We start from the raw sequence: 20,226 nt of genomic DNA on the forward strand, positions 1-20,226 counted from the left end.
GGAGTACGAGCATGAGCAGTGAGCGCCTGGTGGCCCTCCTCGACGAGTACGCCGAACTGGAGAAGCGGCTGGCCGATCCGGCCATCCACGCCGACCAGGGCACGGCGCGTCGGGTCGGGCGGCGTTACGCCGAACTGGTGCCGCTGCACAAGGCGGCCGGCGAACTGGAGCAGGCGCGGGCCGACCTGGTCGCCGCCCGGGAGCTGGCCGCCGAGGATCCCTCCTTCGCCGCCGAGGCGGAGTCCATCGCGGCGACCCTGCCCGAGTTGGAGGAGCGCCTGGCGGAGCTGCTGATCCCTCGTGACCCGCACGACGCCAAGGACGTGATCGTCGAGATCAAGGCCGGCGAGGGCGGTGAGGAGTCCGCGCTGTTCGCCGGTGACCTGCTGCGCATGTACACCCGGTACGCCGAGCGGCGTGGCTGGCTGACCGAGGTGCTGGACGCGCAGGATTCCGACCTGGGCGGGGTCAAGGACGTCTCGCTGGCGATCAAGACCAAGGGCGTCCCGGAGGGCGGCAACGGGGTCTGGTCCCGGCTCAAGTGGGAGGGCGGCGTGCACCGGGTGCAGCGCGTCCCGGTCACCGAGTCGCAGGGCCGCATCCACACCAGCGCGGCCGGCGTCCTGGTGCTGCCCGAGGCCGAGGAGGTCGACGTCACGATCGACCCGAACGAGCTGCGTATCGACGTCTTCCGCTCGTCCGGCCCGGGTGGCCAGTCGGTCAACACGACCGACTCGGCGGTGCGGATCACCCACGTGCCGACCGGGATCGTGGTCTCCTGCCAGAACGAGAAGTCGCAGTTGCAGAACCGGGAGCAGGCGATGCGGATCCTGCGGGCCCGGCTGCTGGCCGCCGCTCAGGAGCAGGCCGACGCCGCCGCCTCCGACGCCCGCAAGGCGCAGGTGCGCACCGTCGACCGGTCCGAGCGGATCCGCACCTACAACTTCCCGCAGAACCGGATCACCGACCACCGGATCGGCTACACCGCGTACAACCTGGACCTTGCCCTCGCCGGTGAGCTGGACGGTGTGCTCGACGCCCTCACCGAGGCCGACCGCGCCGCCCGCCTGGCCGGAGACCCGGAACTCGGTCGCCGCTGAGCCGGCGCGGCGGCCCGCCCGGAAAGCGGTAGCAGGGGTCCCCTGCTACCGCTTCTCGATGAGGAGGGGACCCCTGCTAACAAGCAGCCGGCACCGCATGACGACTGCGGCGTGGGGTCAGCAGGGGCGGGAGCGGGACTTGGCGCGCAGCATCTGCTGGTCGGCGGCGTCGAAGGCGGCGCGGATGGCGTCCCGGCCCAGTGGCGCGGCCGCGTTGACCTCGGCGAAGCCGACGGTGACCCGGACCGGCGTGCCGGGGACCACGGACTCCCAGTCCTCGGTGCGGATCGCCGCGTCGATCCGGCGGGAGACCTCGGCCGCCTCCTCGATCCCGGTGCCGGCGAGCACCACCACGAACTCGTCCCCGCCGTAGCGGGCCACGAAGTCGCCGCGCCGCATGACCCGGTTGATCACGCCGGCCACCCGTTGCAGCACCAGGTCGCCGGAGTGGTGGCCGTGCCGGGTGTTGACCGCCTTGAATCCGTCCAGGTCGCAGACGCCGATGACCAGACGCTCACCCCGGTTGATCATGCCGGCGATGTGCCGTTCCAGCCGGCGGCGGTTGGGCAGCCCGGTCAGCGGGTCGGTCAGCGCCTCCCCCTCGAACCGGGCGGCCTCCCGACGCATCTCCTCGTGGTCGATCCGGGCCGCGATGCCGTCGATGTAGACGTCCCGCAGCCGGTCGTTGCGCTGCGCGGCGAGTCGGAACGCCATCCGGTCCGCCCGGTGCGCGCCGGCGTGGTCCCCGGCCGTGGCCAGCGCGATGCTGCGCAGCCGGGCCGGTTCGGCCGCACCGAGGGTCTCGGTGGAGACCGAGGCGGTGTCCAGCCGGGTGACCGCCTCGACCAGCCGGCCGTCGGCGATGGCCAGGCAGACCTGCCCGAGCTGACGGAAGTCGCGGGCACGGGCGCTGTCGCCACCGAACCCGAGCAGTCGGACCGGGTCGTTCTCGGTGCCGGTCTCCACCCGATCGCCGAGGGCGGCCCGGCGCGCGACGGTGTAGCCGTACGCGGCGAGGCTGCTCGGGCGGAGCCGCCCGGCCCGCCCGGTACGCCGGAAGCGGTCCAGGTCGGCGGCGATGTCCCGGAGCACCCGCAGACAGCCGTCGCTGTCGCCGTTGTGGTCGAGGGCGACCGCGTTGCGCAGCCGGATACCGGGTGCGGCGAACGTCTCCTCGGGGATGCCGGCGGCCAGCCCGAGCTGCCGTGCCTTCTCGATGGCGGTCAGCGCGTACCCGTGGAAGCTGAGGTACGAGTAGGTCATCGCCAGGTCGTGCCAGCCCCACGCGGTGTCCCGGTCCGGGTCGTCCACCGCGTCGAGCATCCGGGCGGCCCGGACCAGGTGGGTGACGCACCGGTCGAGGGCGCCCTGGTGGTGCGCGGCCAGTGCGGCCAGCGCGTGCAGGTGCCCGTGCAGGTACGGCTCGGGGAGGTCGCGGACGGCGGTGGAGGCCTCCTCGATGGCCCGGGTGAACTCGGCCGTCCGACCGAGGTTGATCAGCGCGGAGAGGCGCTGGACCCGGGCGTCGGCGCGGGCGAACGAATCGGTGGTGGTGCGGATCACCTGGTCGAGGAGGACACACGCCTCGGCGGACCGGCTCGCCTCCTGCAGGTCGCGCGCCTTCGTGAGAGCGTCAACCTGGTCGGTGACCCGGTCGAGCCAACCCACCCGCAGCCTCCCGTCCGCGCCGGCTCCGGCGCCGCACCGTGGTCGCCCGGTGCCACACCCGGCGAGCCGCGCCCGACCGCCGGCCGACGCCACCGGGGCGTACCGGAGAGGGGCGCGCCGGTTCGGGGTGACGTGCGCGACGCTTCATGATTATGTCGTGACTGTCACGCCGCAACAGCCGTCCGAAGGGACGAACAACCGACACCCGTGCCCGCCGGTGCTCGCCCGGGTGACCCGGATCCTCGCCGGGGCAGGTGTCGACGCGCCCCGGGCCGAGGCGGAACTGCTCGCCGCCCACGTGCTCGGCGTGCCCCGGGGACGGCTGCTGCTGGCCGACGGTCTCACCCCCGACCAGCTCGACCGGTTGGACGCTCTGGTGGCGCGTCGGGCGGCCCGGGAACCGTTGCAGCACCTGACCGGGACCGCCGGGTTCCGGCACCTGGAACTCGCGGTCGGCCCCGGTGTCTTCGTTCCCCGGCCGGAGACCGAACTGCTCGCGGGATGGGGGATCGCCCAGGCCCGGCGGAGCGCCGAGCCGCTGGTGGTGGACCTGTGCAGCGGTTCCGGCGCGGTCGCGCTCGCGGTCGCCCAGGAGGTGCCGGCGGCCCGGGTGGTGGCCGTCGAGCGGTCGGCGGCGGCCCTGGCGTGGCTGCGGCGCAACGCGACGGACCGGGCCGTCGCCGGGGACCGGCCGATCGAGGTGGTCGAGGCGGACGTCATCGCCCCCGGGCTCCTCGACGAGCTGGCCGGGCGGGTCGACGTCCTGCTCTGCAACCCGCCGTACGTGCCGGTCGGGACCGCCGTAGCGCCGGAGGTGGCCGGTCACGACCCGGCGGAGGCGGTCTTCGGCGGGGCGGACGGTCTGGCCGTGGTCCGGCCGGTGGTCGCGCGGGCGGCCCGGCTGCTCCGGGCGGGTGGGGCGCTGGCGGTCGAGCACGACGACACACACGGCCGCGCGGTGCCCGAACTGATCTCCGCCGACGGCCGGTTCGACGCCGTCAGCGGCCATGCCGACCTCGCCGGCCGCCCCCGCTTCACCACCGCGCTGCGCCGCCCCGACCACGTGCCGGACCCGGCGTGGCAGACTGGCTCCTCGTGATGCTCTACGACTGCCGGTCGCTGGCCGATCGGGACCGCGGCATCGCCGCGGCGATCGAGGCCGTCAAGAATGGCGAACTGGTCGTCCTGCCGACCGACACGGTGTACGGGATCGGCGCGGACGCCTTCACCCCGTTCGCGGTGAAGGCGCTGCTGGACGCGAAGGGTCAGGGCCGGGCGGCGCCGCCGGTGCTGATCGGTTCCCGGCACACCCTGGACGGGCTGGTGTTCACCCTGCCCCGGGCGGCGCGCGACCTGGTCGAGGCGTTCTGGCCGGGGGCGCTGACCATCGTCGTGGAGCACTCGCCCAGCCTCCAGTGGGACCTGGGTGAGACCAACGGCGCGGTGGCCGTGCGGATGCCGCTGCACCCGGTGGCGCTGGAGGTGCTGCGGGAGACCGGTCCGATGGCGGTCTCCTCGGCGAACAAGACCGGCCAGCCGGCGGCGCTCACCGCCGAGCAGGCGCGTGACCAGCTCGGGTACGCGGTCCGGTCCTACCTGGAGGCCGGGCCCTGTCCGGACCCGGTGCCCAGCACGATCGTGGACCTCACCGGCGAGGTGCCGCAGCTGCTGCGGGAGGGTGCCATCTCGTTGACCGAGCTGCGCGACGTGGTGCCCGACATCGAGAGCCGGGTGGCGTAGGTGCCGCCGTTCACCGTCCTGCACGTCTGCATGGGGAACATTTGCCGGTCGCCGATGGCCGAACGCCTGCTGGTGCTGGCCGTCCGGGCGCGGCTCACCCGGCGGGCGCTCGATCCGGCGCACGCCGACGAGCTGCTCTTCAGCCACAGCGCCGGCACCGGCGGCTGGCACGTCGGGTCGGAGATGAACCCGCCGGCGGCCCGGCAGGTCGCCGCCCGGGGTGGGGACAGCGTCGGGTTCGCCGCCCGCCGGCTGCGGTCCGACCAGATCGACGCCGCCGACCTGGTGCTCACCGCCACCGCCGACCAGCAGGAGTACGTGCTGGCGCTACGCCCGGACGCCGCCGTGCGGACGTTCGTGCTGGGCGAGTTCGGCCGGCTGATCGGCACGGTGGACGGCACCGGCCTGCCCCCGGCCGAGGCGTCCCCGGAGGCCGTGTACGCCCGGGGGACGGCCCTGGTCGCGGCGGCCCACGCCGCGCGGGGGAGCGCCTCCGCGCTGCCCGGTGACGACCTGGACGATCCGTGGGGTCGGGGCGACCAGTGCTTCAGCCGGGTCGCCGACGAGATCGAGGAGACGGTGCAGCCGCTCGCGGCGGTCCTGCTGCCCTGACCTGCCGGTATGCCCTGATCTGCCCGTAATCTGTCGTGGTTTGCGGCTTTCTGCGAAATATCTGCTGATTTACCGAAAGGTCGGCTCCTGCCGGCCGGTCCGGGCCATTCTGAACGGGTCCCAGCCCAGTCGCTGCTCCGGGAGAGCTGATGACCCAGGCCCGTCTGCACAAGCTGCTGACCGTCGTGATCGCCGGCACGCTGGCCGGGCTGGTGCTCGCCACGGCGGCCCTGCCCCTCGCGCTGGTGCTGGGGCTCGGCTTCTCCACGCTCGCCGCCCCGTACTCGACGCTGCCCGAGCACCTGGTGACGCCCCCCACCGCGCAGCGTTCCACGCTCTACGCCGCCGACGGCACCACCCTGATCACCTCCTTCTACGAGGAGAACCGGGCCGACGTGCCGTTGACCGAGGTGGCTCCGGTGATGCGGCAGGCGATCCTCGCCGCCGAGGACTCCCGCTTCTACGAGCACAGCGGCGTCGACCTGCGCGGTGTCGCCCGGGCGTTCACCGCCAACCAGGGCGGTCCGGTCCGGCAGGGCGCCTCCACGTTGACCATGCAGTACGTCCGGAACGTGCTGAGCAGCGACCCGACCCTGAGCGAGGCGCAGCGGAAGGCCGCCACCGAGATCAGCACCGCCCGCAAGATCCAGGAGATCCGGTACGCCCTGGCACTCGAACGCCAGCTCGACAAGGACGAGATCCTCGGCCGCTACCTCAACATCGTCTACTTCGGCTCCGGGGCGTACGGCGTCGCGGCGGCCAGCCGGCGCTACTTCTCCAAGACCCCGGCCGACCTCACCCTGGCCGAGGCGGCGCTGCTCGCCGGGCTGGTCCAGTCACCGCACACCGACGATCCGATCCACGGCGACGCCGACGCGGCGCTGAGTAGGCGGGGGTACGTGCTGGACCGGCTGGTGGAGACCGGCGCGGTCGCGCCCGCCGAGGCCGACCTGGCCCGGGCGGAGGGCCTCGCCCTGAAGCCGAGCGTGGAACCCGACGACTGCGCGGCGGTGCCGAAGGAGCGCAACGACTGGGCGTTCTTCTGCGACTACTTCACCGACTGGTGGAACGCGCAGCCGGCGTTCGGCACGTCGGCGGACGAGCGGCAGCGGACGCTGCGCCGGGGCGGCTTCCGGATCGTCAGCTCCCTCGACCCGAAGGTGCAGCGTGAGACGCACGACCGGGTGCTGGAGGTGTACGACGAGAACAACCGCCACGCGCTGCCCACCGCCGTGGTGCAACCGGGCACCGGACGGGTTCTCGCCATGGCGGTCAACCGCAGCTACGGCCTCGGCCCCAACCCGGCCGGGCAGGAGAACCGCCCTTACACCGTCAACCAGCTCATCGCCGGGGGCGACGGCATCGTCGGCTACCAGGCCGGCTCGACCTTCAAGATCTTCGCCCTGCTGGCCGCGCTGGAGGCCGGGGCACCTCTGGACACCCGCTACGACGCGCCGACCCGGATCGTCAGCCGGTGGCCGGCCACGGGGCCGGCGAGCTGCGGCGGACAGTGGTGCCCGGCGAACGCCAACCCGCCGTGGATGGACGGCGAGCGCACCATGTGGACCGCGTTCGGCCGGTCGGTGAACACGTACTTCGTCTGGCTGGCCGAGCGGGTCGGCGCGGACCGGGTGGTGGAGATGGCCGAGCGGCTCGGCATCGTGCTGCGCGCCGAGGACGACGCCAACCTGGCCCGGTACGGCGCCCGTGGCTGGGGCCCGTTCGTGCTGGGCGTCGCGGCCACCACCCCGCTCGACCTGGCCACCGCCTACGCCACGGTGGCCGCCGAGGGGGTCCGCTGCACGCCGCTGCCGGTCAACACGATCACCGACCAGGCGGGTCGGCCCCTCGACGTCGCCCGGCCGGACTGCCGCCGGGTGCTGGACGTCGACGTGGCCCGCGCGGCGGCCGACGCGGCCCGCTGCCCGGTCGGCGACCAGTCGGCGTTCGGGCGCTGCGACGGCGGCACCGCCAACGGCCTACGCGAGCGGCTGGGCCGGCCGGTGATCGGCAAGACCGGAAGCTCCGAGGGGTACGGCACCGAGACGGTGGTGGCCGCCACCCCGCAGCTCGTGGTCGCCGCGATGGCCACCAACCCGGACGACCCCCGCGATCCGGCCGGCGAGGCGGTGCAGGCCCAGATGGTCGACGGGGTCGCCGACATCATCGGCGGCGCCCTGAGTGGCCAGCCGGTCCGCGACTTCGCGCCGCCGACCGAGACGATCGCCCGGTGGGGCAACGCCCGGGCGGGCAACTAGACCGGCCGCCCACGGGCGTCGTCGGTCCGTCGACGTCGCCACGGTCGGCGGGTCACGGGTGGTCAGGTCCGGCTCGGGCGACCTGTTCGGCGCCCCGGGCGATGTTGCGGGCCATCCCGCCGAAGACCACCGCGTGGAACGGGGCGACCGCCGCCCAGTAGGCGTGCCCGGCCAGTCCGCGCGGAAGGAACACGGCGCGTTGGGCGTACCGGCTGCCGCCGTCGTCGGTCGGTTCGACGCGCATCTCCAGCCAGGCCCGGCCGGGCAGGCGCATCTCCGCCCGCAGCCGCAGCAGCTCACCCCGGACGATCTCCTCGACCCGCCAGAAGTCGAGCGCCTCGCCGACGTGGAGCCGGTGCGGGTGGCGCCGGCCCCGGCGCAGCCCCACCCCGCCGACCAGCCGGTCCAACCAGCCCCGCACCGACCAGGCGAGCGGGAAGGAGTACCAGCCGTGCTCGCCGCCGACCCCCTCGATCACCCGCCAGAGCGCGTCCGGCGGCGCGTCGACCCGCCGGGACCGCAGGTCGGTGTAGACCGACCCGCCGGACCACCCCGGGTCGCTGGGCAGCGGCTCGGCCGGCGCGTCCGGCCCGCTCGCGGTGGACCAGCGCGTCTCCACCTCGGCGTCGCGGACCCGGGCCAGGGCCAGCCGGACCGCGTCGTCGAAGCCGGTCAGCCCGCCGGGCGGGTCGGGAACGTACCGCGCGATGTCGTGTTCGTGCGCCACCGCCTCGTGGACCAGGCTCTCCACCAGCGGCCGGGCGATCCGGTTCGGCACCGGGGTGACCAGGCCCACCCAGTACGACGAGAGCGACGGGGTCAGCGGCCGGACGGGCAGGACGACCCGGCGGCGCAGCCCGGCCACCGCGGCGTACCGCTGCATCATCTCGGTGAAGGTGAGCACGTCCGGTCCGCCGACGTCGAAGGCCCGGTCGACCTCCGGCGGCAGGTCGGCGGCGGCGACCAGGTAGCGCAGCACGTCCCGGACCGCGATCGGCTGGATCCGGTTGCGCACCCAGCGCGGGGTGACCATGACCGGCAGCCGCTCGGTGAGGTGCCGCAGCATCTCGAACGACGCGGACCCGGACCCGATGACCACCGCCGCCCGGAGCACCACGGTCGGCACCCCGCTGGTCAGCAGGATCCGTCCCACCTCGCTGCGAGAGCGCAGGTGCGGGGAGGCATCGGTGTCCGCCGCCGGTTCCGGCCCGCCGAGGTAGACGATCCGGCGTACGCCCGCCGCGCGGGCCGCCTCGGCGAACCGGGTGGCCGCCTCCCGGTCGGCGGCCTCGAACCCGGCCTGCCCGAGCGAGTGCACCAGGTAGTAGGCGACGTCGACGTCCGCGAACGCGGCCGGCAGCGTCTCCGGTCTCCGCAGGTCGCCCTCGACCACCTCGACCCGCGCCGCCCACGGCACGTCCCGCAGCCGCCCGGCCGACCGGGCCAGGCAGCGCACGGTGTGACCCTCGGCGAGCAGCCGGGGCGCGAGCCGCCCGCCGATGTACCCGGTGGCACCGGTGACCAGGCATCTCATGGGCTCCAGTCTGCGGCCCCATAGACTCTGTCGTTGTGGACAACGCGACGCCCACCTTCTGGGGGCCGGATTTCGACCAGCTCAGGGCCACCGACCCGGAGATCGCGTCGGTGGTGCTCGGCGAGCTGGACCGGCTGCGCGGCGGCCTCCAGCTGATCGCCAGCGAGAACCTCACCTCGCCGGCGGTGCTCGCCGCGCTCGGCTCGACGCTGACCAACAAGTACGCCGAGGGCTACCCGGGCCGCCGCTACTACGGCGGCTGCGCCGAGGTGGACCGGGCCGAGGAGATCGGCATCGCCCGGGCGCGGGAGCTGTTCGGGGCGGAGCACGCCAACCTCCAGCCGCACTCCGGGGCGAGCGCCAACCTGGCCGCGTACGCCGCCCTGGTGCAGCCGGGGGACACGGTGCTGGCGATGGACCTGCCGCACGGCGGCCACCTCACCCACGGCAGCCGGGTCAACTTCTCCGGCAAGTGGTTCGCCACGGTCGGCTACACCGTCCGCCCGGACACCGAGCTGATCGACTACGACGAGGTGCGGGAACTCGCTCTCGCCCACCGTCCCAAGATGATCATCTGTGGCGCGACCGCGTACCCGCGCCTGATCGACTTCGCCCGCTTCCGGGAGATCGCCGACGAGGTCGGGGCGTACCTGATGGTGGACGCCGCCCACTTCATCGGCCTGGTCGCGGGGCAGGCCGTGCCCTCCCCGGTGCCGTACGCCGACGTGGTCTGCGCCACCACGCACAAGGTGCTGCGCGGTCCGCGCGGCGGCATGATCCTCTGCCGGGAGTCGCTGGCCGCCCGGATCGACAAGGCGGTCTTCCCGTTCACCCAGGGCGGCCCGCTGATGCACGCCGTCGCGGCCAAGGCCGTCGCGCTGCGCGAGGCCGCGCAGCCGGAGTTCCGGGCGTACGCCGAGCAGGTGGTCCGCAACGCGCGGGCGCTCGCCGACGGGCTGGCCGCCGAGGGGATGCGGCCGGTCTCCGGCGGCACCGACACCCACCTCGCCCTGGTCGACCTGCGCCCGATCGGGGTGACCGGGGCCGACGCCGAGGCCCGCTGCGACGCCGCCGGCATCACCCTGAACAAGAACGCCATCCCGTACGACCCGCAGAAGCCGATGGTCGCCTCCGGCATCCGGGTCGGCGCGCCCAGCGTGACCACCCAGGGTATGCGCGAGCCGCAGATGCGGCGGATCGCCGCGCTGACCGCCCGTGCGGTACGGACCGACCCCGGCGGGCCCGACGGGCCGGCCGAGCTGACCAGGATCGCCGGCGAGGTGGCCGAGCTGGTCCGCGAGTTCCCGGCGTACCCCCGGTGATCCGCCAGCGACTGCGGCACCTGGTCGTGCCGCTGCTCAGCTCCGCGGTGCTGCTGGTGCTCGCCACCGGAGCCGGCTGGCTGGTCGACGGCGGCGTCGGCGCGGTCGGCGGGGCGGCGGGCGTGGCCCTGGTGACCTTCAGCTACGCCCTGTCGAGCCTGGCGGTCGCCTGGGCGGACTCCGTGCATCCGAAGCTGGTGATGAGCGTCGGGCTTACCGCGTACGTCACCAAGTTCCTGTTGTTCGGCGTGGTGATGTTCGGCGTCGTCGACACCGGCTGGGGCGGGATCCGGACGATGGCCGCCGCCATGATCGTCGCGACCATCGGCTGGGTGACCGCCCAGGTCTGGTGGACGTTCCGCGACCACCGTCCGCAGGTGAGCACCCCCGGTGACTGAATCCGGCTGTCGGGTTGCCGTCGCCACGCCGGGGATGGAGTTTCGTCAAGCGCGAGACAGGCGTAGCCTATCCGCCAGTCGAGGCTTCCCTGACCCACACGACCAGGTTGTGCGGGGGGTGACTCACAGCCTCGTTCGAGCGGCTGATACCGTTCGCTCCGTCATGGCCGACGACCGATCCGACAAACGTTCCGCACCCCAGGGTGTGGACGCGGGTTGGGCTGCGGTCGGTTACCTGCTCGGCGGCATGGCCGTCTGGGGCGGGGCCGGCTGGCTCGTCGACCGGTGGCTGGATCTTCCGAACGTCGGGTTGCTGATCGGGCTGATCGGCGGCACGGCTGCGGGGGTCTACCTGACCATGAAGAGGCTGGGCGCCTGACCATGCCCGACCGACGGAGGGTTCGAGTTGACTGAGCTGCCGACCTATGCCGCCGCGGACATCCGGGCGGCGGAGTTCCCCCCCGGCGTTGACAGCTTCAACTACCGCAGCCTGATTCCCGGCTTCGAGGGGACGGCCTGGGAGCCGGCCTTCACCAAGATCGCCCTGTTGGTCTGGATCGCGGCCGCGATCGCCATTCTCTTCTTCCTGATCAGCTACCGGAACCCGCAGTTGGTCCCGACGAAGCGGCAGTGGATGGCCGAGTCGGTCTACGGCCTGGCCCGGGACAACATCGCCAAGGACATCATCGGGCCCCAGGGCGTGCGCTTCGCGCCGTACCTCGCCTCGCTCTTCGTCTTCATCCTGTTGCTGAACATCTGGGGCATCTTCCCGTTCGCGCAGATCTCGCCGAGCTCGCACATCGCCTTCCCGATGGTCCTGGCCGCCTCCAGCTGGCTGGTCTACGTCGGGGTCGGTATCCGCAAGCACGGCTTCCTCGGCTACATCAAGGCCAGCTGCTGGGTCAGCGGCGCGCCGCTCTGGGTCCAGCCGATCCTGGTGCCGATCGAGTTCGTGTCGAACCTGGTGCTGCGCCCGGTCACCCTCGCGGTCCGGTTGTTCGCCAACATGTTCGCCGGCCACATGATCCTGCTGGTCTTCACTCTCGGTGGCGTCGCGCTGCTCAACGCGGAGTCGATCTTCATCAAGCCGGTCGCCCTGCTCAGCTGGGCCATGGCGATCCTGATGACGTTCTTCGAGCTCGGCATCCTGATCCTGCAGGCGTACGTGTTCACCCTGCTGACCGCGACCTACCTGCAGTCCTCGCTCGCCGACGAGCACTGACGCGTCGACGCGCACCGCTCCATCCCCCGAGAACGACAACTGAAAAGTTCACCTAGTCGAACGCGTGACGGTCACGCGTTCCCCGCAGGAGGAAACCAACCATGTTCCTGGCCGAGATCTCAGGCAACGTCAACGTCATCGGCTATGGCATCGCGGCGCTCGGCCCGGGCATCGGTGTGGGTCTGGTGTTCGCCGCCTACATCCAGGCGACCGCCCGCCAGCCGGAGAGCGCCGGCCTGACCCGGGTCTACATGTTCATGGGCTTCGCCGTGGTCGAGGCGCTGGCCCTGCTCGGTCTGGTGCTCGCGTTCGCCCTCGGCGGCTGAGACCCAGCCAGCGCTTAGCTGAATCGGCCGGCCCTCGTTGGTCGGCCGCTGGCGAAGGGGAGTGTCCATGTACCTAGCAGCGGAAGAGGGCGGGAACATCCTGCTCCCGCCCCTGGCTGAGATCATCGTCGGTCTCGTCGCGTTCGGCCTCGTCCTCTGGGTCCTGAGCAAGTTCGTCTTCCCCCGTATGGAGGCGATGTACCAGGCCCGGGTCGACGCCATCGAGGGTGGTATCAAGCGCGCCGAGGCCGCCCAGGCCGAGGCGAACCAGCTCCTCGAGCAGTACCGCGCGCAGCTCGCCGAGGCGCGCACCGACGCTGCCAAGATCCGGGACGACGCCCGTGCCGACGCGGAGGGCATCCGGCAGGACATCCTCGCCAAGGCGCGGGAGGAGTCCGACCGGATCATCGCGGCCGGCAAGGAGCAACTCGCCGCCGAGCGGGCCACCATCGTGCGTGAGCTGCGCACCGAGGTCGGCACCATCGCGGTCGAGCTGGCCAGCAAGATCGTCGGGGAGTCGCTCGCCGACGAGGCCCGTCGCAAGGGCACCGTCGAGCGGTTCCTCACCGACCTCGAGAGCACGGGGGCCCGCTGATGCAGGCCGCCAGCCGGGAGTCGTACCGCGCCGCCGTCGAGCACCTGACGACGCACACGCGCGGCGCGCAGCCGGACGCCGTGGTCGTCACCGCGAACGACCTGCTCGCCGTGGCGGGTCTGCTGCGGCGGGAGCCCCGGCTGCGCCGGGCGCTCTCCGAGCCGGCCCGGTCCGGCGCGGACCGGGCCGGGCTCCTCGGCGACATGCTGCGGGGCAAGATCGACTCGGCCGCCCTCGACCTGCTGGCCACCCTGGTCTCCGGCCGCTGGTCGGCACCGTCGGAACTGCTCGACGGTGCCGAGCGGCTCGGGGTGGAGGCGCTGCTGGCCAGCGCCGACGCCGCCGGTGACCTGGGCGAGGTCGAGGACGAGCTGTTCCGCTTCGGTCAGGTCGTCGCCGCCGAGCCGGCGCTCGCCGCAGCGCTGGGCGACGCGACGGCCCCGGTCGAGCAGCGGGCTGCCCTGGCCCGGGACCTGCTCGCCGGCAGGGCCCGTCCGGTCACCCTCCGCCTCGTCGAGGTGGCGCTGAGCGGGTTCGGCGGGCGTTCCCTCACCGGCTCGCTCACCCGGCTGGTCGAGCTGGTCGGCGAGCGTCGCGACCGGCAGATCGCCTACGTGACCGTGGCGGCCCCGTTGACCGAGGACGAGGAGCGCCGACTGGGTGCCCGCCTCGCCGCGATATACGGTCGGGAGGTCTCCGTCAAGCAGACGGTGGATCCCGAGGTGCTCGGTGGGGCGAGCGTGCGGGTCGGCTCCGACCTGTACGACGGCACCGTCCTGCGCCGCCTCAACGAGACCCGCAACGCGCTCGCGAAGCGCTGACCAGCCCAACCGCTCAGCGCCCTGAATGACATACGCCATTCGGACCGGTCGGTACTAGGTATCCCGGGCCCCTGATACTTAAGGAAGCAGAGGATGGCCGAGCTGACCATCTCGACGGAGGAGATCCGCGGCGCCCTGGAGCGCTACGTCTCCTCCTACTCGCCCGACGTCTCCCGCGAGGAGGTCGGCACCGTCGCCGACACCGGTGACGGCATCGCCCACGTCGAGGGCCTCCCCTCGACCATGACCAACGAGCTCCTGGAGTTCGAGGACGGCACGCTCGGCGTGGCGCTGAACCTCGACGTCCGGGAGATCGGTGTCGTCGTCCTCGGTGACTCCGCCAAGCTCGAGGAGGGGCAGCGCGTCAAGCGCACCGGCCGGGTGCTCTCGGTGCCGGTCGGCGACGCCTTCCTCGGTCGCGTGGTCAACGCGCTGGGCCAGCCGATCGACGGCCTCGGCGACATCGCCAACGAGGGCTTCCGCGAGCTGGAGCTCCAGGCCCCGAACGTGATGTCCCGGCAGTCCGTGGAGGAGCCGCTCCAGACCGGTATCAAGGCGGTCGACGCCATGACGCCGATCGGCCGGGGTCAGCGGCAGCTGATCATCGGTGACCGGAAGACCGGCAAGACCACGGTCGCGCTGGACACCATCCTCAACCAGCGGGACAACTGGCGCACCGGCGACCCGAAGAAGCAGGTCCGCTGCATCTACGTCGCCATCGGCCAGAAGGCCTCCACGATCGCCTCGATCAAGGGCATCCTGGAGGAGGCGGGCGCGATGGAGTACACCACCATCGTGGCCTCGCCCGCCTCCGACCCGGCCGGCTTCAAGTACCTCGCCCCGTACACCGGCTCGTCCATCGGGCAGCACTGGATGTACGGCGGCAAGCACGTCCTGATCGTCTTCGACGACCTGAGCAAGCAGGCCGAGGCGTACCGCGCGGTCTCGCTGCTGCTGCGCCGCCCGCCGGGCCGTGAGGCGTACCCGGGTGACGTCTTCTACCTGCACTCGCGGCTGCTGGAGCGTTGCGCGAAGCTCTCCGACGAGCTGGGTGGCGGCTCGATGACCGGTCTGCCGATCATCGAGACGAAGGCCAACGACATCTCGGCCTTCATCCCGACCAACGTCATCTCGATCACCGACGGTCAGATCTTCCTTGAGACCGACCTGTTCAACCAGGGCGTCCGGCCGGCGATCAACGTCGGTACCTCGGTCTCCCGGGTGGGTGGTGCCGCCCAGGTCAAGCCGATGAAGAAGGTCGCCGGCTCGCTGCGGCTCAACCTCGCCCAGTTCCGTGAGCTGGAGGCGTTCGCCGCCTTCGCCTCCGACCTGGACAAGGCCTCCCGGGCCCAGTTGGAGCGCGGTTCCCGCCTGGTCGAGCTGCTCAAGCAGCCGAACTACTCGCCGTACCCGGTGCAGGAGCAGGTCGTCTCGGTCTGGGCCGGCACCGAGGGCAAGCTGGACGACATCCCGGTCGGTGAGGTCCGTCGCTTCGAGTCGGAGTTCCTCCAGCACCTGCGGCACCGGCACGAGGGTGTCCTGGCCGGCATCGCCGACAACAAGTGGAACGACGACATCATCGGTTCGCTCGACGCGGCGATCAGCGAGTTCAAGCAGACCTTCCTCGGCAAGGCGGACGAGCCCCGGATCAACGAGGCGCCGGCCAAGCCGATGGAGGGCGAGATGGGCCGCGAGAAGGTCACCCGTTACAGCGGCGACGACGTCGAGAAGCAGTAGGGCTGACTCATGGCGGCCCAGGTACGCGTTCTTCGTCAACGGATCCGCTCGGCGAAGGGGATGAAGAAGATCACCAAGGCGATGGAGCTCGTGGCGACGAGCCGCATCGCCAAGGCCCAGACCCGGGTGGCGGCATCCCTGCCGTACGCCCAGGCCATCACCGGCGTGCTCACGGCGCTGGCCTCCAACGCGCGGATCGACCACCCGCTGCTCACCCCGCGCGAGCGGGTGCGGCGGGCGGGCGTCCTGCTGGTGACCTCCGACCGGGGCCTGGCCGGCGGTTACAGCTCCAACGCGATCAAGATGGCGGAGTCGCTGGTCGCCCGGTTGCAGGCCGAGGGCAAGGAGCCCGTGCTCTACGTCATCGGTCGCAAGGGCGTCGGCTTCTACCGGTTCCGTAACCGGCCGGTCGAGGCGAGCTGGACGGGCTTCTCCGAGCAGCCGGACTTCGCCTCCGCCCGCGAGGTGGGCGAGACCCTGATCCGGGCGTTCGCGGCCGGTGCGGACGACGTCGACGGCGGGGCCGGACCGGACGGTGTGCGCGGCGTGGACGAGTTGCACATCGTCTACACCGAGTTCAAGTCCCTCATCACCCAGGTTCCGGTGGCGAAGGTCATCGGTCCGATGCAGATCGAGGACCGGCCCCGGTCCGAGGGTCTGCTGCCGGCCTACGAGTTCGAGCCGGATGCGGAGGCGCTGCTCGACGCGCTGCTGCCGAAGTACATCAACACGCGGATCTACGCGGCGTTGCTGGAGTCGGCGGCCAGCGAGTCGGCCGCGCGACGGCGGGCGATGAAGAGCGCCACCGACAACGCCGAAGAGATGATCGAGAAGTACACGCGGGAGATGAACTCGGCCCGCCAGGCCGGAATCACCCAGGAGATCAGCGAGATCGTCGGCGGCGCGAACGCGCTCGCCGCGTCGGGAAGTGAAGTGTGATGACTGTTTCCGCAGTTGCTGGTGGACCAGCCGAGACCAAGACGGCCACGGGTCGCGTGGTCCGGGTCATCGGCCCGGTCGTCGACGCCGAGTTCCCGCGCGACGCCATGCCGGCCCTGTTCAACGCCCTGCACGTCGACGTGACGCTCTCCGGCGGCGAGAAGACGCTGACCCTGGAGGTCGCCCAGCACCTGGGTGACAACCTGGTCCGCGCGATCTCGATGCAGCCGACCGACGGCCTGGTCCGGGGCGCCGAGGTGCGCGACACCGCCTCGCCGATCCGGGTGCCGGTGGGCAACGCGGTCAAGGGCCGGGTCTTCAACGCCATCGGCGAATGCCTCAACCTGCCCGAGGGGGAGACCCTTCAGGCCGACGACCACTGGGGCATCCACCGCAAGGCCCCGGCCTTCGCGGACCTGGAGCCGAAGACCGAGATGCTGGAGACCGGCATCAAGGTCATCGACCTGCTCGCCCCGTACGTCAAGGGCGGCAAGATCGGCCTGTTCGGCGGCGCGGGCGTGGGCAAGACGGTGCTCATCCAGGAGATGATCACCCGGGTCGCCCGGAACTTCGGTGGTACCTCGGTCTTCGCCGGCGTGGGGGAGCGGACCCGTGAGGGCAACGACCTCATCGCCGAGATGACCGAGTCCGGCGTCATCGACAAGACCGCGCTGGTCTACGGCCAGATGGACGAGCCGCCGGGCACCCGGCTGCGGGTCGCCCTCTCCGCGCTGACCATGGCGGAGTACTTCCGCGACGTGCAGAAGCAGGAGGTGCTGCTCTTCATCGACAACATCTTCCGCTTCACCCAGGCCGGTTCCGAGGTCTCCACCCTGCTCGGCCGGATGCCGAGCGCGGTGGGCTACCAGCCCACCCTGGCCGACGAGATGGGCGAACTCCAGGAGCGGATCACCTCCGTCCGGGGCCAGGCCATCACCTCGTTGCAGGCGATCTACGTGCCGGCGGACGACTACACCGACCCCGCTCCGGCCACCACCTTCGCCCACCTCGACGCCACCACCAACCTGGAGCGGTCGATCTCCGACAAGGGCATCTACCCGGCGGTCGACCCGCTGGCGTCCTCGTCCCGGATCCTCGCCCCGGAGTTCGTCGGCGCCGAGCACTTCGCGGTCGCGACCGAGGTCAAGCGGATCCTCCAGAAGTACAAGGACCTGCAGGACATCATCGCGATCCTCGGTATCGAGGAGCTCTCCGAGGAGGACAAGCTCACCGTCGGCCGGGCCCGCCGGATCGAGCGCTTCCTGTCGCAGAACACCTACGCCGCCGAGCAGTTCACCGGCGTGCCGGGCTCGACGGTCCCGATCAAGGAGACCATCGAGGCGTTCAAGAAGATCAGCGAGGGCGAGTACGACCACTTCCCCGAGCAGGCCTTCTTCATGTGCGGCGGTCTTGAGGACCTGGAGCGCAAGGCGGCGGAGCTGATGAAGGAGGGCTGATCCACCGATCAGCCTGACTCTCTGGTCAGCTTTGTCCGAGGCCGTCCCGGTTCACCGGGGCGGCCTCGGTCGTTCCGCGTGTCGGCTTGACAGGCCCACGTCGCTCGATGCGACAGTTGCCGTGCCGGCGAGGTACCGTCGATCCGCAGCACGTGTCGAGCGTTGACTTCCGCAGGGAAACAGGTGGCTCGCGCCCGTCTCCTCCTCATGGGCGTGAGGAATGGAGATGTACGTGGCTCGGAGCGGCAAGCGGGGCGCGAGGTCGTCCATGTGGGCCGGGGTGCCCCGGTGGGCCCGGCTGTGCACGGTGTTCGGCACCGTGCTGCTGATGCTCAGCGGTGCCGTTCTGGTGGGCTACGAAGCCCTGCTCAGCCGCTACGAGGGATCGGTCGGCAAGGGTGACCTCTTCGGTGACCAGGCGGCCGGCGCGCAGGAGAAGCGCAAGGAGATCAAGGGCCCGCTCAACATCCTGCTGGTCGGGGTGGATCCGCGCAAGCCGGAGGATCCGCCGCTCGCCGACTCGATCATGGTCATGCACATTCCGGCCGAGCTGGACCGGGCGTACCTCTTCTCGATGCCGCGTGACCTGCGCGTGGAGATCCCCGCGTTCGGCAAGTCCGGGTTCGACGGGGGCACCGACAAGCTCAACGCCGCGATGTCGTACGGCAGCCGGGTCTCCGGCCGGAACCCGGACGCGAACCTCGGCTTCGAACTGCTCGCCACGACCATCCAGCAGGAGACCGGCATCGCCCGCTTCGACGCCGGGGCGATCATCAACTTCAGCGGGTTCCGGAAGATCGTCGACGCGATGGGTGGCGTCGAGATGTACATCGAGCGGGAGGTGCGCTCCGAGCACCGCGAGCCGGACGGCACCCACCGCGAGCCCCGGCCGGGCGGCGGGGGCTACGTCGGCCCGCAGGCGGTCTACGAGAAGGGCACCCACCGGCTGGAGGGGTGGCAGGCGCTGGACTACGTCCGGCAGCGTTACCCCAAGAACGGCGTGCCGGACGGCGACTACGGCCGCCAGCGCCACCAGCAGCAGTTCGTCAAGGCGATGGCGAGCCAGGCATTCAGCGCGGACGTGGTGACCAACCCGATCAAGCTGGACCGGGTGCTCCGGGCCGCCGGCGAGTCGCTGGTCTTCAGCGGCCGGGGGAACAGCATCGTCGACTTCGCGTTCGCCCTCAAGGACCTGCGGCCGGACTCGATCCAGATGGTCAAGCTGCCGGCGGAGGGCATCGGCACCGGATCGGCCTACCGGGGTGAGCGGTTCCTACCCGAGGCGGACGACTTCTTCGCCTCGCTGCGCAACGGGACGGTCGACGCGTTCATGCTCGAACACCCCGATTTCCAGAACAAGACCAAGTAGGGAGTGTCGCAGCTCTCGGTACCCGCGTTAGTGGGTCAGGGGGCGCGCGACTAGACTTCTGCCAACCGCCCGCCGCAGCAAGGAGACAGCGTGGCACAGCAGCTTCACGTCGAGCTCGTAGCCGTCGAGGAGAAGGTCTGGTCCGGCGAGGCCGAGATGGTCGTCGCCCGGACGACCGAGGGTGAGCTGGGTGTCCTGGCCGGCCACGCACCGCTGCTCGGCCAGCTCGCCGAGCCCGGTCAGGTCCGGATCAAGCTGCCCGGCGGCGGACAGGTCGCCTACGAGGTGGCCGGCGGCTTCCTCTCGGTGTCCCGCGAGGGCGTCACGGTGCTCGCGGAGAGCGCCACCCCGGTCTCCGGCGCGCAGAGCCACTGAGCCCGTACCGCCGATGGAGATCGTGGAAGGGATCGGAATCGGCCTCGCCGTATTCGTCGCGGCGGTTCTGATCCTCTTCCTCCGGCGGGCCCTGGTGACCCGCACCGGCGGCACCATCCGAGTCCACGTCCGGGTCTCCACCCTGCTCGACGGTCGGGGCTGGTCGCCCGGCTTCGGTCGGTTCGCCGGTGACGAACTGCGGTGGTACCGGATGTTCAGCTTCGCCATCCGCCCCAAACGGGTGCTCTCCCGGGAGACCCTGGTGGTGCGCCGACGGCGGCTCCCAGAGGGCCAGGAGCGGTTCTCCATGCCCGCCGACTGGGTGATCCTGAGCTGTACGAGCCAGCAGACCCCGATCGAGATCGCCATGGAGCGTCACACGGTCACCGGATTTCTCTCCTGGCTCGAGGCCGCCCCGCCCGGGGCGGTCTCGCCGCGTCTGGCCCATCAGGACTGGCCCGCCGCCTGACCGGCCCGCCCGCCTGATCGGGCTGTCGTCTGACGGCCCGGCTGCTGACTCGCCCGCCCGTCCGACCGGCCTCTTCCCGGCGACCGTCGACGTCTCCGAGCGCGGGACCGTCAGCCTTTTCCGGCAAGCCGGCCGTTTCCATCCGACCCCCGTGCGGGCGGATGGAAACGGGCGGGGGGGGGTGCCCCCCCCCCGGGGGGCCGGGGCCCCCCCCCCCCGGGGCGGGGGGGGGCCGGGCGCCGGGACACCCCGGGGCCCCAAACACAAAGCCCCCCCGCTTTTGC

20 protein-coding genes are annotated in these 20,226 nt (G+C 71.8%); 18 read left to right on the forward strand and 2 right to left on the reverse strand.

What is annotated here, in order from left to right; translation table 11 throughout:
* Positions 1-11 precede the first annotated feature (11 nt).
* Positions 12-1,100 carry a peptide chain release factor 1 gene (gene prfA, locus ACIBJE_RS14405; RefSeq protein WP_396748130.1) on the forward strand — a complete coding sequence of 363 codons (1,089 nt, stop codon included), beginning with the start codon at positions 12-14 and terminating at the stop codon, positions 1,098-1,100.
* 117 nt (positions 1,101-1,217) lie between these two features.
* Here prfA and ACIBJE_RS14410 read toward each other — a convergent pair whose 3' ends face one another.
* Complete coding sequence (locus ACIBJE_RS14410; protein WP_396748132.1) at positions 1,218-2,768, reverse strand: GGDEF domain-containing protein; 1,551 nt, start codon at positions 2,766-2,768, stop codon at positions 1,218-1,220.
* Between the two features lie 157 nt (positions 2,769-2,925).
* Here ACIBJE_RS14410 and prmC point away from each other — a divergent pair, with 157 nt between their 5' ends.
* The 4 genes from prmC (at position 2,926) to ACIBJE_RS14430 (ending at position 7,378) form a co-directional block, all read left to right on the forward strand.
* Positions 2,926-3,867, forward strand: coding sequence for a peptide chain release factor N(5)-glutamine methyltransferase (gene prmC, locus ACIBJE_RS14415; RefSeq protein ID WP_396748134.1), 942 nt, complete (start codon positions 2,926-2,928; stop codon positions 3,865-3,867).
* Positions 3,867-4,508, forward strand: coding sequence for an L-threonylcarbamoyladenylate synthase (locus ACIBJE_RS14420; RefSeq protein WP_088985567.1), 642 nt, complete (start codon positions 3,867-3,869; stop codon positions 4,506-4,508). The genes prmC and ACIBJE_RS14420 overlap by 1 nt, the downstream gene beginning before the upstream one ends.
* Positions 4,509-5,120: a phosphotyrosine protein phosphatase gene (locus ACIBJE_RS14425; protein ID WP_396748136.1), complete on the forward strand. Its 612-nt coding sequence runs from the start codon at positions 4,509-4,511 to the stop codon at positions 5,118-5,120.
* A gap of 149 nt (positions 5,121-5,269) precedes the next feature.
* A complete protein-coding gene (locus tag ACIBJE_RS14430) occupies positions 5,270-7,378 on the forward strand; it encodes a transglycosylase domain-containing protein (protein ID WP_396748138.1) in 2,109 nt (702 codons plus the stop codon).
* Between the two features lie 52 nt (positions 7,379-7,430).
* Here ACIBJE_RS14430 and ACIBJE_RS14435 read toward each other — a convergent pair whose 3' ends face one another.
* Positions 7,431-8,912: an SDR family oxidoreductase gene (locus ACIBJE_RS14435; RefSeq protein WP_396748140.1), complete on the reverse strand. Its 1,482-nt coding sequence runs from the start codon at positions 8,910-8,912 to the stop codon at positions 7,431-7,433.
* Between the two features lie 35 nt (positions 8,913-8,947).
* Here ACIBJE_RS14435 and glyA point away from each other — a divergent pair, with 35 nt between their 5' ends.
* From glyA to ACIBJE_RS14500, 13 genes are all read left to right on the forward strand, one after another.
* On the forward strand, positions 8,948-10,234 hold the full coding sequence (glyA, locus tag ACIBJE_RS14440) for a serine hydroxymethyltransferase (RefSeq protein WP_396748142.1): 1,287 nt from the start codon (positions 8,948-8,950) through the stop codon (positions 10,232-10,234).
* The gene (locus ACIBJE_RS14445) at positions 10,231-10,632 is read left to right on the forward strand and encodes a hypothetical protein (RefSeq protein ID WP_396748144.1); all 402 of its coding nucleotides are present in this window, start codon (positions 10,231-10,233) and stop codon (positions 10,630-10,632) included. The genes glyA and ACIBJE_RS14445 overlap by 4 nt, the downstream gene beginning before the upstream one ends.
* 163 nt (positions 10,633-10,795) lie before the next feature.
* Entirely contained in the window at positions 10,796-11,011 is a 216-nt protein-coding gene (locus ACIBJE_RS14450; RefSeq protein ID WP_357142947.1) for a hypothetical protein, read from the forward strand.
* Between the two features lie 27 nt (positions 11,012-11,038).
* The gene (gene atpB, locus ACIBJE_RS14455; RefSeq protein ID WP_396748146.1) at positions 11,039-11,854 is read left to right on the forward strand and encodes a F0F1 ATP synthase subunit A; all 816 of its coding nucleotides are present in this window, start codon (positions 11,039-11,041) and stop codon (positions 11,852-11,854) included.
* Between the two features lie 101 nt (positions 11,855-11,955).
* Positions 11,956-12,180 carry an ATP synthase F0 subunit C gene (atpE, locus tag ACIBJE_RS14460; protein WP_091450848.1) on the forward strand — a complete coding sequence of 75 codons (225 nt, stop codon included), beginning with the start codon at positions 11,956-11,958 and terminating at the stop codon, positions 12,178-12,180.
* 67 nt (positions 12,181-12,247) lie between these two features.
* On the forward strand, positions 12,248-12,775 hold the full coding sequence (locus tag ACIBJE_RS14465) for a F0F1 ATP synthase subunit B (RefSeq protein WP_396748149.1): 528 nt from the start codon (positions 12,248-12,250) through the stop codon (positions 12,773-12,775).
* Entirely contained in the window at positions 12,775-13,596 is an 822-nt protein-coding gene (locus ACIBJE_RS14470; protein ID WP_396748151.1) for a F0F1 ATP synthase subunit delta, read from the forward strand. The genes ACIBJE_RS14465 and ACIBJE_RS14470 overlap by 1 nt, the downstream gene beginning before the upstream one ends.
* A 93-nt stretch (positions 13,597-13,689) precedes the next feature.
* Complete coding sequence (gene atpA, locus ACIBJE_RS14475; RefSeq protein ID WP_396748153.1) at positions 13,690-15,333, forward strand: F0F1 ATP synthase subunit alpha; 1,644 nt, start codon at positions 13,690-13,692, stop codon at positions 15,331-15,333.
* A gap of 9 nt (positions 15,334-15,342) precedes the next feature.
* Positions 15,343-16,272: a F0F1 ATP synthase subunit gamma gene (locus tag ACIBJE_RS14480; RefSeq protein WP_145836725.1), complete on the forward strand. Its 930-nt coding sequence runs from the start codon at positions 15,343-15,345 to the stop codon at positions 16,270-16,272.
* Positions 16,272-17,729 carry a F0F1 ATP synthase subunit beta gene (gene atpD, locus ACIBJE_RS14485; RefSeq protein ID WP_396748155.1) on the forward strand — a complete coding sequence of 486 codons (1,458 nt, stop codon included), beginning with the start codon at positions 16,272-16,274 and terminating at the stop codon, positions 17,727-17,729. The genes ACIBJE_RS14480 and atpD overlap by 1 nt, the downstream gene beginning before the upstream one ends.
* Positions 17,730-17,955: 226 nt before the next feature.
* A complete protein-coding gene (locus ACIBJE_RS14490; protein ID WP_396748157.1) occupies positions 17,956-19,098 on the forward strand; it encodes an LCP family protein in 1,143 nt (380 codons plus the stop codon).
* Between the two features lie 90 nt (positions 19,099-19,188).
* Positions 19,189-19,473: a F0F1 ATP synthase subunit epsilon gene (locus ACIBJE_RS14495; protein WP_088982371.1), complete on the forward strand. Its 285-nt coding sequence runs from the start codon at positions 19,189-19,191 to the stop codon at positions 19,471-19,473.
* A 13-nt stretch (positions 19,474-19,486) separates the two neighbouring features.
* Positions 19,487-19,942 (forward strand): DUF2550 domain-containing protein, encoded by a 456-nt coding sequence (locus tag ACIBJE_RS14500; protein ID WP_396748160.1) that lies wholly within the window; start codon positions 19,487-19,489, stop codon positions 19,940-19,942.
* Positions 19,943-20,226: the final 284 nt, after the last annotated feature.

Origin of the sequence: Micromonospora sp. NPDC050187 (assembly GCF_044459745.1) — a bacterium.
GTDB lineage: Bacteria > Actinomycetota > Actinomycetes > Mycobacteriales > Micromonosporaceae > Micromonospora.

Bases quoted from the DNA above. Each gene is read 5' to 3' on its own strand.
- prfA (WP_396748130.1), top strand. From the start codon at position 12: ATGAGCAGTGAGCGCCTGGTGGCCCTCCTCGACGAGTACGCCGAACTG.
- ACIBJE_RS14420 (WP_088985567.1), top strand. From the start codon at position 3,867: ATGCTCTACGACTGCCGGTCGCTGGCCGATCGGGACCGCGGCATCGCC.
- ACIBJE_RS14430 (WP_396748138.1), top strand. From the start codon at position 5,270: ATGACCCAGGCCCGTCTGCACAAGCTGCTGACCGTCGTGATCGCCGGC.
- ACIBJE_RS14435 (WP_396748140.1), bottom strand. From the start codon at position 8,912: ATGAGATGCCTGGTCACCGGTGCCACCGGGTACATCGGCGGGCGGCTC.
- ACIBJE_RS14450 (WP_357142947.1), top strand. From the start codon at position 10,796: ATGGCCGACGACCGATCCGACAAACGTTCCGCACCCCAGGGTGTGGAC.
- atpE (WP_091450848.1), top strand. From the start codon at position 11,956: ATGTTCCTGGCCGAGATCTCAGGCAACGTCAACGTCATCGGCTATGGC.
- ACIBJE_RS14465 (WP_396748149.1), top strand. From the start codon at position 12,248: ATGTACCTAGCAGCGGAAGAGGGCGGGAACATCCTGCTCCCGCCCCTG.
- ACIBJE_RS14470 (WP_396748151.1), top strand. From the start codon at position 12,775: ATGCAGGCCGCCAGCCGGGAGTCGTACCGCGCCGCCGTCGAGCACCTG.
- atpA (WP_396748153.1), top strand. From the start codon at position 13,690: ATGGCCGAGCTGACCATCTCGACGGAGGAGATCCGCGGCGCCCTGGAG.
- ACIBJE_RS14480 (WP_145836725.1), top strand. From the start codon at position 15,343: ATGGCGGCCCAGGTACGCGTTCTTCGTCAACGGATCCGCTCGGCGAAG.
- atpD (WP_396748155.1), top strand. From the start codon at position 16,272: ATGACTGTTTCCGCAGTTGCTGGTGGACCAGCCGAGACCAAGACGGCC.
- ACIBJE_RS14490 (WP_396748157.1), top strand. From the start codon at position 17,956: ATGTACGTGGCTCGGAGCGGCAAGCGGGGCGCGAGGTCGTCCATGTGG.
- ACIBJE_RS14500 (WP_396748160.1), top strand. From the start codon at position 19,487: ATGGAGATCGTGGAAGGGATCGGAATCGGCCTCGCCGTATTCGTCGCG.